General features: G+C 57.1%; 19 protein-coding genes and 1 rRNA gene. 18 read left to right on the top strand and 2 right to left on the bottom strand.

What is annotated here, in order from left to right:
• Positions 1 to 19: 19 nt before the first annotated feature.
• The 14 genes from infA (at position 20) to RIN49_RS28410 (ending at position 10,380) form a co-directional block, all read left to right on the top strand.
• Positions 20 to 235 (top strand): translation initiation factor IF-1, encoded by a 216-nt coding sequence (gene infA / locus RIN49_RS28475; protein WP_015253312.1) that lies wholly within the window; start codon positions 20 to 22, stop codon positions 233 to 235.
• Positions 236 to 270: 35 nt separating this feature from the next.
• Complete coding sequence (gene rpmJ / locus RIN49_RS28470) at positions 271 to 384, top strand: 50S ribosomal protein L36 (RefSeq protein ID WP_003333770.1); 114 nt, start codon at positions 271 to 273, stop codon at positions 382 to 384.
• 22 nt (positions 385 to 406) lie between these two features.
• Positions 407 to 775, top strand: coding sequence for a 30S ribosomal protein S13 (rpsM, locus tag RIN49_RS28465; protein WP_138198232.1), 369 nt, complete (start codon positions 407 to 409; stop codon positions 773 to 775).
• A gap of 19 nt (positions 776 to 794) precedes the next feature.
• A complete protein-coding gene (gene rpsK / locus RIN49_RS28460) occupies positions 795 to 1,193 on the top strand; it encodes a 30S ribosomal protein S11 (protein WP_138198233.1) in 399 nt (132 codons plus the stop codon).
• 124 nt (positions 1,194 to 1,317) lie between these two features.
• On the top strand, positions 1,318 to 2,262 hold the full coding sequence (locus RIN49_RS28455; protein ID WP_138198234.1) for a DNA-directed RNA polymerase subunit alpha: 945 nt from the start codon (positions 1,318 to 1,320) through the stop codon (positions 2,260 to 2,262).
• 72 nt (positions 2,263 to 2,334) lie between these two features.
• Entirely contained in the window at positions 2,335 to 2,709 is a 375-nt protein-coding gene (rplQ, locus tag RIN49_RS28450) for a 50S ribosomal protein L17 (protein WP_138198235.1), read from the top strand.
• Between the two features lie 93 nt (positions 2,710 to 2,802).
• Positions 2,803 to 3,573, top strand: a complete 771-nt coding sequence (gene truA / locus RIN49_RS28445) for a tRNA pseudouridine(38-40) synthase TruA (protein WP_309123473.1) — start codon at positions 2,803 to 2,805, stop codon at positions 3,571 to 3,573.
• Between the two features lie 226 nt (positions 3,574 to 3,799).
• Complete coding sequence (rplM, locus tag RIN49_RS28440; protein ID WP_309123472.1) at positions 3,800 to 4,237, top strand: 50S ribosomal protein L13; 438 nt, start codon at positions 3,800 to 3,802, stop codon at positions 4,235 to 4,237.
• A gap of 18 nt (positions 4,238 to 4,255) precedes the next feature.
• Positions 4,256 to 4,648: a 30S ribosomal protein S9 gene (rpsI, locus tag RIN49_RS28435; RefSeq protein WP_138198237.1), complete on the top strand. Its 393-nt coding sequence runs from the start codon at positions 4,256 to 4,258 to the stop codon at positions 4,646 to 4,648.
• 134 nt (positions 4,649 to 4,782) lie between these two features.
• Complete coding sequence (locus tag RIN49_RS28430) at positions 4,783 to 6,162, top strand: MFS transporter (protein ID WP_309123471.1); 1,380 nt, start codon at positions 4,783 to 4,785, stop codon at positions 6,160 to 6,162.
• A 179-nt stretch (positions 6,163 to 6,341) separates the two neighbouring features.
• Complete coding sequence (locus RIN49_RS28425; protein WP_309123470.1) at positions 6,342 to 7,034, top strand: phosphoadenylyl-sulfate reductase; 693 nt, start codon at positions 6,342 to 6,344, stop codon at positions 7,032 to 7,034.
• A 36-nt stretch (positions 7,035 to 7,070) separates the two neighbouring features.
• A complete protein-coding gene (gene sat / locus RIN49_RS28420) occupies positions 7,071 to 8,246 on the top strand; it encodes a sulfate adenylyltransferase (protein ID WP_309123469.1) in 1,176 nt (391 codons plus the stop codon).
• A gap of 80 nt (positions 8,247 to 8,326) precedes the next feature.
• Positions 8,327 to 9,202, top strand: coding sequence for an N-acetylmuramoyl-L-alanine amidase CwlD (gene cwlD / locus RIN49_RS28415; RefSeq protein ID WP_309123468.1), 876 nt, complete (start codon positions 8,327 to 8,329; stop codon positions 9,200 to 9,202).
• A gap of 80 nt (positions 9,203 to 9,282) precedes the next feature.
• Complete coding sequence (locus RIN49_RS28410; protein ID WP_309123467.1) at positions 9,283 to 10,380, top strand: P-loop NTPase; 1,098 nt, start codon at positions 9,283 to 9,285, stop codon at positions 10,378 to 10,380.
• Positions 10,381 to 10,453: 73 nt separating this feature from the next.
• Here RIN49_RS28410 and gerD read toward each other — a convergent pair whose 3' ends face one another.
• Positions 10,454 to 11,134: a spore germination lipoprotein GerD gene (gerD, locus tag RIN49_RS28405; protein WP_309123466.1), complete on the bottom strand. Its 681-nt coding sequence runs from the start codon at positions 11,132 to 11,134 to the stop codon at positions 10,454 to 10,456.
• A 152-nt stretch (positions 11,135 to 11,286) separates the two neighbouring features.
• Between gerD and RIN49_RS28400 the strand changes: the two genes are divergently transcribed.
• Positions 11,287 to 11,904 carry a KinB-signaling pathway activation protein gene (locus tag RIN49_RS28400; protein ID WP_309123465.1) on the top strand — a complete coding sequence of 206 codons (618 nt, stop codon included), beginning with the start codon at positions 11,287 to 11,289 and terminating at the stop codon, positions 11,902 to 11,904.
• 32 nt (positions 11,905 to 11,936) lie between these two features.
• Here the strand turns inward: RIN49_RS28400 and pdaB are convergent, their stop codons facing one another.
• On the bottom strand, positions 11,937 to 12,749 hold the full coding sequence (gene pdaB, locus RIN49_RS28395) for a polysaccharide deacetylase family sporulation protein PdaB (RefSeq protein WP_309123464.1): 813 nt from the start codon (positions 12,747 to 12,749) through the stop codon (positions 11,937 to 11,939).
• Between the two features lie 139 nt (positions 12,750 to 12,888).
• Here pdaB and RIN49_RS28390 point away from each other — a divergent pair, with 139 nt between their 5' ends.
• The 3 genes from RIN49_RS28390 to RIN49_RS28380 form a co-directional block, all read left to right on the top strand.
• On the top strand, positions 12,889 to 13,503 hold the full coding sequence (locus RIN49_RS28390) for a stage II sporulation protein M (RefSeq protein WP_309123463.1): 615 nt from the start codon (positions 12,889 to 12,891) through the stop codon (positions 13,501 to 13,503).
• A 128-nt stretch (positions 13,504 to 13,631) separates the two neighbouring features.
• Positions 13,632 to 13,850 (top strand): hypothetical protein, encoded by a 219-nt coding sequence (locus RIN49_RS28385; RefSeq protein ID WP_309123462.1) that lies wholly within the window; start codon positions 13,632 to 13,634, stop codon positions 13,848 to 13,850.
• Positions 13,851 to 14,191: 341 nt separating this feature from the next.
• A 16S ribosomal RNA gene (locus RIN49_RS28380) occupies positions 14,192 to 14,280 on the top strand; the annotation flags it as partial.

The following is a 14,280-nucleotide window of genomic DNA, read 5'->3' as shown; positions in this document are numbered from 1 at the left end:
AGCGGAAAGGAGACATCGAATGGCTAAGGAAGATGTGATTGAAGTCGAAGGCACGGTAATCGAACCGTTGCCGAACGCCATGTTTCGCGTCGAGTTGGAGAACGGGCATCAAATTCTTGCTCATGTTTCGGGTAAATTGCGCATGCACTTTATTCGAATCTTGACGGGAGACAAGGTCGTGATTCAACTTTCGCCGTACGATTTGACGAGAGGGCGAATTACGTACCGCAAATGATTCGCCTCCGTAACTAGGATTAGGAGGGGTTCTCAGTGAAAGTAAGACCGTCGGTCAAACCAATTTGCGAAAAATGCAAAGTGATCCGTCGCAAAGGCAACGTGATGGTGATCTGCGAAAACCCGAAGCATAAACAAAAACAAGGCTAAAAAGGAGGTGCGCGTCTAATCTATGGCACGTATAGCTGGTGTAGACTTGCCCCGCGACAAGCGCGTCGAAATTTCCCTGCAGTATATCTACGGCATCGGTAAAACGACGGCGCAACAAATTCTTGCCGCAACGGGCATCAACCCGAACACGCGGGTAAGAGACTTGACGGAAGACGAAGTCAGCCGTCTGCGCGACCAAATCGACAAGAACCTGAAAGTGGAAGGCGATCTCCGTCGCGAAATCGCTCTGAACATCAAGCGCTTGATCGAGATCGGTTCGTATCGCGGTCTGCGTCATCGTCGCGGTTTGCCGGTTCGCGGTCAACGCACGAAGACGAACGCTCGTACGCGCAAAGGTCCTCGTCGGACCGTAGCCAACAAGAAGAAATAAGAAGGGGGGATAACAACCAATGGCAAAACCAGCCAAGAAGGCGGTGCGCACGAAACGCCGCGACCGGAAAAATATCGAGTCGGGCGTCGCGCACATTCGTTCCACGTTCAACAACACGATCGTTACGATCACGGATCCGCACGGAAACGCGATCTCTTGGGCAAGCTCCGGCGGCCTCGGCTTCAAGGGCTCCCGCAAGAGCACGCCGTTCGCTGCGCAGATGGCTGCGGAAACCGCTGCGAAAGCTGCGATGGAGCACGGCTTGAAGAGCGTAGAAGTCATGGTCAAAGGACCGGGCGCAGGACGCGAAGCCGCGATCCGATCGCTCCAAGCCGCAGGGCTTGAAGTGAATCTGATTAAAGACGTGACTCCGATCCCGCACAACGGTTGCCGTCCGCCGAAACGTCGTCGCGTATAATCAAAGCTCACATTTGTAGTATATTTATCCGATACATGGGAATAGTGGATGTGGAGGATAGGCATACTATGAAATTTCTCATTTTTGATTTGAGCAAAGCGACGTTTAAGGAGGGTATTGATCGATGATCGAAATCGAAAAGCCGAAGATCGAAACCGTACAAGTCAGTGAGGACGGCTCCTACGGCCGTTTCGTTGTAGAGCCTCTCGAGCGGGGATACGGGACGACGCTCGGCAATTCGCTACGCCGAATCCTGCTGTCGTCGCTGCCTGGGGCCGCGGTGACAAGCGTTCAAATCGACGGCGTGCTGCACGAATTCTCAACGGTACCGGGTGTGGTGGAGGACGTAACGGAGATCATTCTCAACTTGAAGGGTCTCTCGCTCAAAATCCATTCGGACGAAGAGAAGGTGCTCGAGATCGACGCCGAGGGAGACGGCGTCGTGACGGCGGGAGATATTCGCGCCGACAGCGACGTTGAAATCCTGAACCCGGATCTTCACATCGCGACCTTGTCCTCCGATGCACGGCTGCATATGCGCATTCATGCGCAGCGCGGCCGCGGTTACCAATCCGCGGACAAGAACAAGCGGGAAGATCAGCCGATTGGCGTCATTCCGGTAGATTCGATCTATACGCCCATTACCCGCGTCAACTACAGTGTGGAAAATACCCGCGTCGGTCAAGTGACTAACTACGATAAGCTGACACTGGAAGTATGGACTGATGGCAGTATCCGCCCTGAAGAAGCCGTAAGCTTGGGCGCGAAAATCTTGACGGAGCATCTGATGCTGTTCGTCGGGTTGACCGACGAAGCGAAAGACGCCGAGATCATGGTCGAAAAAGAGGAAGACAAAAAGGAAAAAGTACTCGAGATGACGATCGAAGAACTCGATCTCTCCGTTCGTTCGTACAACTGCTTGAAGCGCGCCGGCATCAATACGGTGCAAGAATTGATCACGAAGACGGAAGAAGATATGATGAAGGTCCGCAATCTCGGGCGCAAATCCTTGGAAGAAGTACAGGAGAAGCTGGAAGAGCTCGGCCTCGGTCTCCGCAAGGAAGACTAAGCCGTCGTTCCCGGACCTCCGTACGGCAAGCCAGATACTACGATATGACACCGTAAGGGAGGGACATATTCCATGACCGCATACCAAAAGTTGGGCCGCGATTCCAGCGCGCGCAAAGCGTTGTTCCGCGACTTGGTAACGGACCTGTTCATCTACGAACGGATCCAAACGACGGAAGCGAAGGCGAAGGAAATCCGTTCCATCGCCGAGAAACTCATCACGCTCGCGAAGCGCGGGGATCTGCACGCTCGTCGTCAAGTAGCTGCTTTCGTACGCCGCGAAGAGGCGCAAGAAGGAAAAGACGCGATCCAAAAGCTCTTCTCCGATCTCGCGACTCGTTACGCCGAGCGTCAAGGCGGATACACTCGCATTCTGAAGTTGGGACCTCGCCGCGGCGACGCCGCTCCGATGGTTTACTTGGAATTGGTGGATCGCGCCGAAGCGTAACAGCTTATACACGAAGGAAGGGCGGTCGGAATCTCGGATTCCCCCTAGCCCTTTTTTTGTACGTATCATAAGCTACGGGCGGTGATCTCCTGGATGCGAAACATTCGCATGACGATCGGCTATGACGGGACGGAATACCACGGCTTCCAAGTGCAGCCGGGCGTGCCGTCGATTCAAGCGGCGTTGATCGAAGCGATCGCGGCCATAACCGGCGAGACCGTAGCCGTACACGGCTCGGGACGGACGGATGCGGGCGTGCATGCGCGCGCGCAGGTCGTGAACTTCGAGACGTCGTCCCGTCTGCCTGCCGATCGGTGGTGTCAAGCGCTGAACGCCCGCCTGCCGAACGATATCGTCGTATGGAAAGCAGAGGAGGTCCCTTTGACGTTCCATGCGAGGAAGTCTTCGAAGCGGAAGACATATTGTTATACGATTAACGGGAATCGCTATCCGGACCCGCTGAACCGTAGAACGGAATTTCATCATCCGGGCTCGCTAGACGTTAGCGCGATGCGAGAAGCGATACGGCACCTCGAGGGCGAACACGACTTCACGTCGTTCTGTTCGGTCCGAGCGGCGTCCGAATCGAAGGTGCGAACCGTCTATGAAGCGAAGCTGACGCAAACCGCCGTGGAGGGCATGGAATCCGCGACGGGCGTCGGACGTCTACGATTGTTTTTCACCGGCAACGGTTTTCTATACAATATGGTGCGTATTATGGCCGGTACGTTGCTTGCGGTCGGAGAAGGAAAGCTGATTGCAGCCGACATCCCTCGAATCCTGCAAGCGCGAGATCGCGCGATGGCGGGTCCGACGGCTAAGCCGTACGGGTTGTCGCTCTGGAGCGTTGAGTACGAGTTATGATGCGTGAAAATACAGCTTGCTAAACGCCAGGATATGTTGTAATATATTGTTTGGCTTTGCTTTGTCAGCTTTCCCACGGCCCCGGCAAGGCACTTCCATTAAAGCCAACCAATGCAAGGCATGCAACATCCGAATTCGAATATGGCTTTGCCGACACTTTCGGCAAATTGACACCATCATAGACCACAACTGCTGTAAGGCAAGCACATGAATGGAGGATATCCTAATGCGGACTACGTATATGGCCAAGCCTAACGAAGTCGAGCGTAAGTGGCATCTCGTCGATGCAGACGGCAAGACGCTCGGTCGCTTGGCAAGTGAAGTCGCGAGCTTGATTCGCGGCAAGCATAAGCCGGAATTTACGCCTCACGTCGATACGGGAGACTTCGTCGTCGTCATCAACGCGGAGAAGATCGTACTTACGGGTAAGAAATGGCAACAGAAGAACTACTACCGTCATTCCGGTTACATGGGCGGTTTGAAGGTAACGCCGGCGCACGTTATGGTGCAGACGAAGCCGGAGCGTATGATCGAGATTGCGGTTAAGGGCATGCTGCCTAAGAACAAGCTCGGCAACGCGTTGCACACGAAGTTGAAAGTTTACGCCGGCAGCGAGCATCCGCATGCGGCACAAAATCCGCAACCGTACGAATTACGCGGGTAATAGGAGGAGTTCGACAACATGGCACAGTTCCAATACTATGGCACAGGACGTCGGAAGCATTCCGTAGCACGCGTACGTTTGGTACCGGGCGACGGCAATATCGTCATCAACCAACGCCAGCTCGACGAATACTTCGGGCTCGAGACGTTGAAATTGATCGTGAAGCAACCGCTAGCTTTGACGGAGACAGTCGGCAAGTACGACGTTATCGTCTTGGCTCACGGCGGCGGCATCTCCGGCCAAGCCGGCGCGATCCGTCACGGCATCTCCCGGGCGCTGCTGAAGGCAGATCCGGAATTCCGCTCCCCGCTTAAGCGTGCAGGCTTCCTGACTCGCGACCCGCGGATGAAGGAACGGAAGAAGTATGGCCTTAAAGCCGCTCGTCGCGCTCCGCAGTTCTCGAAGCGCTAATCGAACGCAACCGCAACGCCCCGAGAGTCTCTTTAGACTCCGGGGCGTTTTTAGTTTGGATTGACTTTCCAATTCCGCAAGAGTAAACTGTAATCCGACAGATAACAGATAGGAGTAACGAGGGAGGAATCGAAGTGGAGTCCGCCAATAAAGACTATAACCCCAAGGTGATCTGGGCGATTTGTTTTATTTTGTTGTTTTCCGTCATGAATGTGACGATGTTTAACATCGCGATCCCGTCGATCGCTGACGAATTTAGCCTGCTGCATTCGGAGGTCAGCTGGGTTACGACGGGGTACTCGATCATCTATGCGCTCGGTTCACTCACGTACGGCAAGCTGGCGGATCGGTTCCCGTTGAAGCGGCTCATCACGATCGGCATTCTTACTTTCTGCGTCGGATCGATCGTCGGCTTCTTCGCACAGACGTACGCGATGCTGCTCGTCGGACGCTTTATCCAATCCGCGGGCGCATCCTCTATCCCGGCGCTCGCGATGCTCATTCCGGCTCGCCTCGTGCCGCAGGCGCAGCGCGGGAGGGCGCTCGGGACGATCGCGTCGACAATCGCGTTCGCGTCCGGCATCGGCCCCATCGTCGGCGGCTTCGTCACCGGAGCGGTTTCCTGGAATTATTTATTTCTAATCTCGCTAGGCACGCTGCTCACCGTTCCGTTGTTTCTGCGTTGGCTGCCGAAGGAAGAGACGCGAACGGGAACATTCGATCTCGCCGGCGCCGCGTTACTGGGTGTCGGCGTCGTTGCGCTGCTCTTGGCGATCACTAACTTCGTCTGGTGGCTTCCGATCGCGAGCGCCGTCTTCTTCCTCCTCTTCGGACTGTGGATTCGCAGGGGAGCGAAGGACCCGTTCATCCAACCGCGGTTGTTTCGCATCGAAGGGGTGCTTACATGTCTCTTGATTACGTTCCTGTCGGGTACGGCCGCTTTCGGGATCATGATCGTCATCCCGACGCTGCTCGCCGACGTGAACGGACTGTCGCCTGTCCACGTCGGGTTCGCGCTGTTCCCGGCGGCGATGTCGGCGGCGCTGTTGGGCCGATACGGCGGGAAGTTGGCTGACCGGAGGGGCAACGGCTTCGTGGTCAGCTTGGCGCAGGGAGGCATCCTAACGGGCTTGCTGCTGCTGTCTTCCGTCAGCGGCCATGGTCCGTGGATGATCGCCGTAAGCATGGCGTTCGTGAGTATCGGATTCTCCTTCATGCAGGCATCGATCACGAACCATGTATCCGGCTTGTTGCCGAGAGAGATGATCGGGATCGGAATGGGGACGTTCACCCTCGTCAACTTCTTATCCGGTTCGATCAGCGGCGCGGTCATGATGAAGGCGCTGGACGAATCCGCGGGGGCATCCGCCGTCAACCCGTTCGCGGCCGAAGTCGCCTCGGGCTTCAGCAATGTATTCTTAGCGATGGCGGCGTTGGTATTATTGAACTTGTGGCTCGTGTATCGCACGTTCCGAGGGCGCGGCGTCGACCGCCGTCCCGCCGTACAGTCATAGCAGAATCGAGACGCCGAATGCGAATTCGGCGTTTCTTTGCACCCATTGCGAATTCAGAGAATATGGATACATATACGCCTAAAAGACGGATTGACATTTGGACCAGGACCTCTATAATTACTATATATCAAATAAATCAGAGCGAAATAGTTGGAATTAAAAAGGAGGCGCCCTTATCAATGAATTTGTTGGAAAAAGAAAAGCTAATCAATGAAGCGGCGGAGCGGTTGGAGAATGCGCCGATAGAGGAGCTTCTCGCCTTTGCGGTCGACACGTTCCCGAACATAACGCTCGCCTGCAGCTTCGGCGCGGAGGACGTCGCGCTCGTGCACATGCTGCAGAAGGTTCGTCCGGGCACGGATATTTTCTACTTAGACACGGATTTCCACTTTAAAGAGACGTACGAAACCCGCGACGCGCTCGCGGCTAAATACAACGTTAATTTCGTGCAGGTGAAGCCGAAGCTGACGCCGGAGGAGCAAGCCGCGCTGCACGGCGAGGAGCTGTGGAAGAGCGACCCGAACAAGTGCTGCAATATCCGCAAGGTCGATCCGTTAACGGAAATTCTCGGCAAATACGAAGCATGGATCACAGGCATTCGTCGCGATCAAGCGCCGACGCGCGCGAACGCGAAGAAGGTCGAATACGACGTGAAGTTCGGTCTCGTGAAGTTTAACCCGCTGGCGAACTGGACGTCCGAGGACGTGTGGAACTATATCCGAGAGAACGACGTGCCGTATAACCCGCTGCACGATCGGAACTTCCCGAGCATCGGCTGCGAGCAGTGCACGCGTCCGGTCGCGCCGGGCGAAGACCCGCGCGCGGGACGTTGGGCCGGTTCCGAGAAAACCGAGTGCGGTTTGCATAAATAAACTATTCTTAGCGCAGATAAGGGAGGAGCACAACCGATGTCTACGATTCAACCTCACGGCGGTACGCTGATTAACCGGATCGCCGAAGGCCAAGAGCGAGACGATCTACTGAAGCTGGCGGAAGGACTGCGCAAGATTCGCGTGAACGCATGGACGATTTCCGATATCGACTGTATCGGGGTCGGAGCCTTTTCCCCGTTAACGGGTTTCTTGAAGCAAGACGACTACCGCTCGGTACTCGATTCGATGCGCCTTTCCAACGGCACGGTATGGAGCATTCCGGTCACGCTGGCCGTTGAGGACGACGTGTTCGCAAACCTTGCGGTCGGGGAGAAGGTCGCCTTGGTCGGCGACACGGATGGAGTCGTCTATGCGGTTCTTGACGTAGAACAGACGTACCGCGTCGATCTGAAGGAAGAAGCGGTGAAGGTGTACAAGACGGACGATACGGAGCATCCGGGCGTCGTGAAGCTGCTGGAGCGTCCGAACGGATATGTCGGCGGCGCCATTACGGTTCTGAATCGCCCGAAGCCGGAACGGTTTCAAGAGTACTACTTCGACCCGGCCGATACGCGGAAGGCGTTCGCCGAGAAGGGCTGGCGCACGATCGTCGGCTTCCAGACGCGCAATCCGGTGCACCGGGCACATGAATACATTCAGAAGAGCGCGATGGAAATCGTGGACGGCTTGTTCCTGAATCCGCTCGTCGGGGAGACGAAGTCGGACGACGTGCCGGCCGACGTTCGCATGCGCAGTTATCGGGTGCTGCTCGACAATTATTATCCGAAGGACCGCGTTCACTTCGGCGTGTATCCGGCGGCGATGCGTTATGCAGGCCCGCGGGAAGCGATCATGCACGCGATGGTTCGGAAAAACTACGGCTGCACGCATTTCATCGTCGGCCGCGATCATGCCGGCGTAGGGGACTACTACGGAACCTACGAAGCGCAGGAGATCTTCCGCAACTTCACGGCCGAAGAGCTAGGCATCACGCCGTTGTTCTTCGAGCACAGCTTCTTCTGCACGAAGTGCGGCAACATGGCGTCCAGCAAGACGTGCCCGCACGATAAGGCGGATCACATGCACTTGTCCGGCACGAAGGTCCGCGCGCTGCTGCGGAACGGCGAATGCCCGCCGCCGGAGTTCACGCGTCCGGAGGTCGCGAAGGTGCTGATCGAAGGTCTCGCCGAGAAGGCGGTCACCGCGCCGTAACGAGAACTCGTCATATTTGTCCACCCTGTCCCATATAGATGAGATACATTCATCTGTATCGGGGCGGGGTGGTTTTCGTTATGAAGAGGCACGGGCGCGTAGTCTTTTGGCTGAGCGGCGGAGCGCGAGGGAAGCTGATTACGATGGGGCTGATGGTGGCCCTGATCGTCGTCGTATTCACGAATCAATTGCCGGCCGCGAAGACGTGGACGTATTGGACGCTGCCGTTATCGGGGAAGACGATCGTGCTCGATCCGGGGCACGGAGGAGCGGACGGCGGGGCGAAGAGCGCGGACGGACTGTGGGAGAAGGACGTCACGCTGAACATCAGCATGTACCTCAAGGATTATTTGCAGCAAGCCGGCGCGAACGTCGTCATGACGCGGGACACGGACACCGATCTCGCCGCCGCCGGCACGAAGGGATTCAGCCGCCGCAAGACGGAGGATCTGAAGGAGCGAGCGGCCATCGTGCGGGAGACGAAGCCGGATCTCTTTCTCTCCGTGCATTTGAACGCGATCCCGCAGCCGCAGTGGTACGGGCCTCAGACGTTCTACACAATGAACCATAAGGACAACGCGGCGATCGCTTGGTTCATCCAGGAGGAGCTGCGTACGTCCGTCGTCGAGACGCACCGCCAGTCGAAGCGGATTCGCAATATATTCATTCTCGACCGATCCGAGGTGCCGACGGCGCTCGTCGAAGTCGGCTTCCTGTCGAATGCGGCGGAAGCGGCGAACCTCGGAAAGACGGAATACCAGAAGCAGCTGGCGGCGGCGATCTATCGCGGCTTGCTGCGGTATACGTCCGGAGAGACTCCTCCGCTCGAGCCGACCGGCGGCGCTCCGGACGGAGAAGCGCCATCGGAGACGCCGATGCCGGCGCAGAACTCGGACGGCAACCCGGAATCGAAGCCGGAGGAGCATCCCGAGACGGAGACGTCTCCGGACGCGTGACGATCGGGCCCGGTTCTCCCCTTCCCCTTGCGTATGCTATAATGACGATACTTTGACACGAAAGCGAAGAGGTGGAACCGTTGGTAACGAGAGACGAAGCGATCCATGCACTTGAACATATCCGAGACCCCGACTCGGGTCTCAGCTTAGTGGAACTGGGCCTGATCCGGGACGTGATGGCTCGGGAGGCCGGCGTCTCGCTGACGCTGGTGCTGGCGACGGACGACGCGGAGGCGAAGAACGAGATGGAAGCCGCGGTGAGGGAATCGCTCGGCGAGATCGGCGTCGGTCCCGAGCTGATCCACATCCGCTCCCGCGCCGTGACGGACTTCGAGCGCGGCGAGATCGCGAAGAAGCTGCAGGCGGCGGCCCAGAGCGGCGGCGCGGCCGCGCAGAAGCGCAGCCCGGCGCTGCTCGACGCCGATCATCCGGCGACGTTCATCGCCGTCGCGAGCGGGAAGGGCGGCGTCGGCAAGTCGACGGTGACGGTCAATCTGGCGGTGGCGCTGGCGCGCCGCGGCAAGCGGGTCGGCTTGATCGACGCCGACATCTACGGCTTCAGCGTACCGGACATGATGGGGATCGATTCGCGTCCGGCCGTCGAAGAAGGCGGCGTGGCGCCCGTAACGAGCCATGGCGTGAAGGTCATCTCCATGGGCTTCTTCGTCGAAGACAACGCGCCGGTCATCTGGCGCGGTCCGATGCTCGGGAAGATGCTCCGCAACTTCTTCAACGAAATCCAGTGGGGCGAGCTCGATTACGTGCTGCTGGACCTGCCGCCGGGCACGGGCGACGTCTCCTTGGACGTCCATCAGATGCTGCCGCACAGCAAGGAGATTATCGTGACGACGCCGCATGCGACGGCCGCGTTCGTCGCCGCGCGCGCCGGCGCGATGGCGCGCCACACGAACCATGAAATTCTCGGCATCGTCGAGAACATGGCGTGGTACGAGCGAGGCGACGGGGAGCGGGATTACGTCTTCGGCCGCGGCGGCGGCGCGAAGCTGGCGGAGGAGCTGCATACGGAGCTGCTGCTGCAAGTGCCGCTCGGCGCGCCGGACAACCATCCGGCGGAGCGGGACTACTCGCCTTCGATCTACAAGGAAGACAGCCCGACGGGCAAGCTGTACATGGAGCTGGCGGATCGCGTGATCGCGAAAACCTCGGCAAATCCATAATCGACAAAAAAAGGCCGCACCGGGCATCCTCTCGAGGATCGCGCCTGGGCGGCCTTTATTCATTTTCGACAAATTACAACGATTCTTCCTCTTCCTTCTTCTTCTTCTCTTCCTCTTCTTTCTTCTTCTTCTCCTCTTCCTCGGCGGAAGCGGTCGCCTTCGCGCCCTTCTCGGCGTCGGACTTCGGCTTCGAATGTTCTTCCAGCGCGCGCGTCATCAGCTTGAGCAGATCCTGCTGGAACAACGGCGTATCGAGCGATTCTTTCATGATCGTAATGATTTGCTGGCGGTACTCGGCGCTCTTCATCGTCTGCAGCATCAGCGCTTGGATTTGCGGATCCTTCATGAGGTCGATCATCTGCTGCTGGTATTCGGGGTCCTTCATCAGTTCCTTCTGGATGTGCTTATTTTCCATCGTGATCGCGCGAGCGAAGTCGCCGGCGAATTTCGGGTCGATCATCGTCTCCTTGAGCGCCGCGGCGTAGGCGGGATCGCTCATGACCTCTTTGACGGCGAGCTGCAGCTGCTGTCCTTGACCCGTATTCAAAATCTGCAGCTGTTGGAAATCCGCCGCCTCGACTTCCTTGGACGCTTCCTTGATCGCCTTCTGGCCGTCTTCCGTCTTGAGGATGTCGACGACCATCGTCTTGACTTCATTATAATTCACTTGAGCGGACTGCTGCTGATCTTGTCCGCAGGACGTCAACACGGCAAGCGCGGCGACGGCCGCCGCGCAGGTTACCCAACGTTTCATCGCGCTTCTGCCTCCCCGATTCGGTTTGTCATAGTATTTGATTCCGAAGGGCGCTTTATGAAGCGAGGCGGTTGGCTTTTTTTGACGCGTTTCTATACAATTAGGGCAGGCGCGAATCGCGTCGCAACAGGAAAATCGGAGGTTTCGGACTTATGAATTTGGGAAAATGGATTTCGCTGTTTCTCTCCACGCTCGGGATCGGAATCGGAGCCGCCCTCGTCGTCGGCGTGTTCGTCTTTATGATCAATCCGGAGGTGACCCCTTCGACGATGGGCGTCGAAGGCATCTTGTTTAACTTGATCCAAACCGTAACCGTCGGCGCGCTGTTAGGCGCTTTCAGCCATATGGGCTTTTTCGCGTACTTAACCGTGAACCTGTTCGCGCAGGGCATTTTCAAGAATAAGTTGATGTGGACGTACGTCCAAGTATTCTTCATCGTCGTCGTGTCGGGGTATGCGGCGATGCTGCGCGTTCCGGAAGGGGAGAGCATGCTGCCGTATTTCGTCCTGCCGGCGCTCGTCGTCATCGGGGGTTATTTGGTGGCGCGGCGGAAGGCGGCGGAGACGAATCCGAAATCGTTCGTACCGACGCTGTTTTTCATGACCGCCGTGACGCTGCTCGAAGCGGTGCCCGCACTGCAGCAGTTCAATGCGTACGGCACCGCCATGATGGTGCTTCCGCTGTTCCTGTGCAACGCCTGGCAAATTCTTCGCCTGCATAAAATTTTGGCGCCCGCCAGAGCGGGAGAGCCGGCCGGACGCGCGTCGTAACGCTGCTACCGGCCGGCCCGGGGCCGTTCCTATTACGTTGTTGACGGAGCGGGAGCCGTAGAGGTCGGAGGCGCCTTCTGCTGCTCCTGCGCTTTATTCCCTTTCACGTCGGTGCCGGTGATCAGCTCGGTGACCGTCGCGAACGAATACCCCTTGGCGCGAAGCTCGTCGATGATCGCCGGCAGCGCTTCATGCGTTTGCTTGACGGAGTCGCTTGCGTGCAGCAGGACGATGTCGCCCGGATGGGCGCGGGAGACGACGGTGCTGACGATGCGGTCGACCCCCGGATTCGTCCAGTCTTTGGAGTCGGTGTCCCACTGGATCGTCTTATACCCGAGTTCGTTCGCGATCTTCAAGACGCGCTTGTCGAAGTCTCCGTTCGGGAGGCGGAGCAGGGTGGGCGCCTTGCCCGTCACCTGGGACAGTACGGTGTGCGCCGTCCGGATTTGTTTGCGAATTTCCTCGTCCGTCATCTGGCTGTAATTATCGTGCTTATGCCCGTGGCTGCCGATCTCGTAGCCGGCGTCCATGATCTTCTTGACGATGTCGGGATGCGCTTCGCTCCATGGGGCGGAGAGGAAGAATGTCGCCTTCTTCACCCCTTTTTGCTGCAGTACGTCGATAATCGGCTCCGCGCGCGTCTCGCCCCAGCTGATATCGAACGTCAGCGCAAGCACTTTCTGGTCCGTATCGACTTTATAGATGGCGGCGGGGCCCTCATCCGCTTTGAAGACGGTAATATTGCCCCGCTCCGCGTAGATGACGCCGACGGTAAAGACGGCGGCCAACATCATGATGAGGTAATGCTTGAGCTTTTTCCCGTTGAGCACATAAAATACATTCACTGATAGGTCCTCCTTTGGCCACTAGTGACACGTCCCCCGCGGACTGGCGCGAACGACTTGTTTCTTTGGGTTTGTACATATGTATGACGAGGGGAGACAAGTTATGCTACCCCTTCGGACACGAGAGGAGAGACGCCTGATGAGTTTGCAAACCATGAGAGCCTTCGCGAAAGATTTGGCGGCGATCCGGTGGTATATCGCGGTCAGCTTCGCGCTGTTTTTCGTCGGCGTGGCCTTCGGGGCCGGCAGCGAAGGGTTGAACGCCTATTTGGAAAGCCAGATCGCGCCGATGCGCGGCGTCGCCGAACGATTGGACGCCACCGCGAATCCGCAAGTGTGGATGTTCTTGTTCATCTTCATCAATAACTTCGTGAAGTCGCTGTTCGTCGTCTTCTTGGGGGCGTTGTTCGGGCTGTTCCCGTTGTTCTTCCTGTTGACGAACGGCATGATTCTAGGTTACGTCGCCGCCGTGGCGGGGGATTCGGGGGCGAACGTATTTTCCCTGATCGTCCGCGGCATCCTGCCTCACGGTTTGCTCGAAATTACCGCGATCTTGATCGCGGCCGCCTATGGCCTGAAGTACGGCGCTCTCGTCTTCGCGGAGCTGGTTCGCGCGTTCCGGGGCGGCGGTTCTTCCGCGTCGTTGAAAGCGTTCCACGGCACGTTCGGGCGGTTGATCGCATTTTTGTTTTTCGCGCTGCTGGTCGCCGCTTTCATCGAGAGCACGATCACGTATTTCTTGGTCCGTGGTTAAAAATGGCCGAAATGGTGAATAACAAAAACAGGACGAGACAAGCGTCCGGCTCGCACCATTACCCAAGAGCATTTCCTTCGTTGTCGTAATGTACATCTAAGAATTCGCAAGGGGGCCGTCAGCGGAACATGTTAGGAATTTTGTTTAACGACCGGGAATGCCGGGAGCTCGATTACGTGTTGCGCAAAGAGTTGGACGAGATGCTGCTCGATTTGCGGGATACGCGCATCGACGGAGACATGAAGACGGCGATCGAAAACCGATATAAGGTAATCTTTCGCATGTATGCACGATTAGCGTCGCCTAAGGATCTATCCAGGTATGCTTTGAATCGGAAGACGAGATAACCACTCGACGACGTCGGGTGGTTTTATGGTCTCTAGACGGGCTTCGGAAAATGATTTGCGAAAAGAGTTGACACTTCACTCTCGTTGTGATAAATTATTTTTCGCTGTCCCGAAAGCATCGGCGAGCTCGAAAGAGCGAACCAAACATTGTCAAGAAATTAAGGATTGCAATGGATGGGCGGATGTGATAGGATATAAAAGTCGCCGTTAAAACGGATGACAATAAGAAAACAGCTTGTTCCTTGAAAACTGAACAACGAGCGCATACGCGCTGTGAGCTTCGGCTCATAGCAAAATGTTTTGAAGCTAGCTTGTAATGAGCGCAGCAGTTTGAACTACCCTTTTTGGAGAGTTTGATCCTGGCTCAGGACGAACGCTGGCGGCGTGCCTAATACATGCAAGTCGAGCGGAGTTGTTCCTTCGGGGACAG

It is taken from the genome of Paenibacillus sp., from assembly GCF_031177825.1.
GTDB lineage: Bacteria > Bacillota > Bacilli > Paenibacillales > YIM-B00363 > Paenibacillus_AE.
Note: the sequence above shows the minus strand (reverse complement) of the source record. Positions and strands in the feature narration are given on the sequence as shown.

Bases quoted from the DNA above. Each gene is read 5' to 3' on its own strand.
- infA (WP_015253312.1), top strand. From the start codon at position 20: ATGGCTAAGGAAGATGTGATTGAAGTCGAAGGCACGGTAATCGAACCG.
- rpsM (WP_138198232.1), top strand. From the start codon at position 407: ATGGCACGTATAGCTGGTGTAGACTTGCCCCGCGACAAGCGCGTCGAA.
- rpsK (WP_138198233.1), top strand. From the start codon at position 795: ATGGCAAAACCAGCCAAGAAGGCGGTGCGCACGAAACGCCGCGACCGG.
- RIN49_RS28455 (WP_138198234.1), top strand. From the start codon at position 1,318: ATGATCGAAATCGAAAAGCCGAAGATCGAAACCGTACAAGTCAGTGAG.
- rplQ (WP_138198235.1), top strand. From the start codon at position 2,335: ATGACCGCATACCAAAAGTTGGGCCGCGATTCCAGCGCGCGCAAAGCG.
- truA (WP_309123473.1), top strand. From the start codon at position 2,803: ATGCGAAACATTCGCATGACGATCGGCTATGACGGGACGGAATACCAC.
- rplM (WP_309123472.1), top strand. From the start codon at position 3,800: ATGCGGACTACGTATATGGCCAAGCCTAACGAAGTCGAGCGTAAGTGG.
- rpsI (WP_138198237.1), top strand. From the start codon at position 4,256: ATGGCACAGTTCCAATACTATGGCACAGGACGTCGGAAGCATTCCGTA.
- RIN49_RS28425 (WP_309123470.1), top strand. From the start codon at position 6,342: ATGAATTTGTTGGAAAAAGAAAAGCTAATCAATGAAGCGGCGGAGCGG.
- sat (WP_309123469.1), top strand. From the start codon at position 7,071: ATGTCTACGATTCAACCTCACGGCGGTACGCTGATTAACCGGATCGCC.
- cwlD (WP_309123468.1), top strand. From the start codon at position 8,327: ATGAAGAGGCACGGGCGCGTAGTCTTTTGGCTGAGCGGCGGAGCGCGA.
- gerD (WP_309123466.1), bottom strand. From the start codon at position 11,134: ATGAAACGTTGGGTAACCTGCGCGGCGGCCGTCGCCGCGCTTGCCGTG.
- RIN49_RS28400 (WP_309123465.1), top strand. From the start codon at position 11,287: ATGAATTTGGGAAAATGGATTTCGCTGTTTCTCTCCACGCTCGGGATC.
- RIN49_RS28390 (WP_309123463.1), top strand. From the start codon at position 12,889: ATGAGTTTGCAAACCATGAGAGCCTTCGCGAAAGATTTGGCGGCGATC.
- RIN49_RS28385 (WP_309123462.1), top strand. From the start codon at position 13,632: ATGTTAGGAATTTTGTTTAACGACCGGGAATGCCGGGAGCTCGATTAC.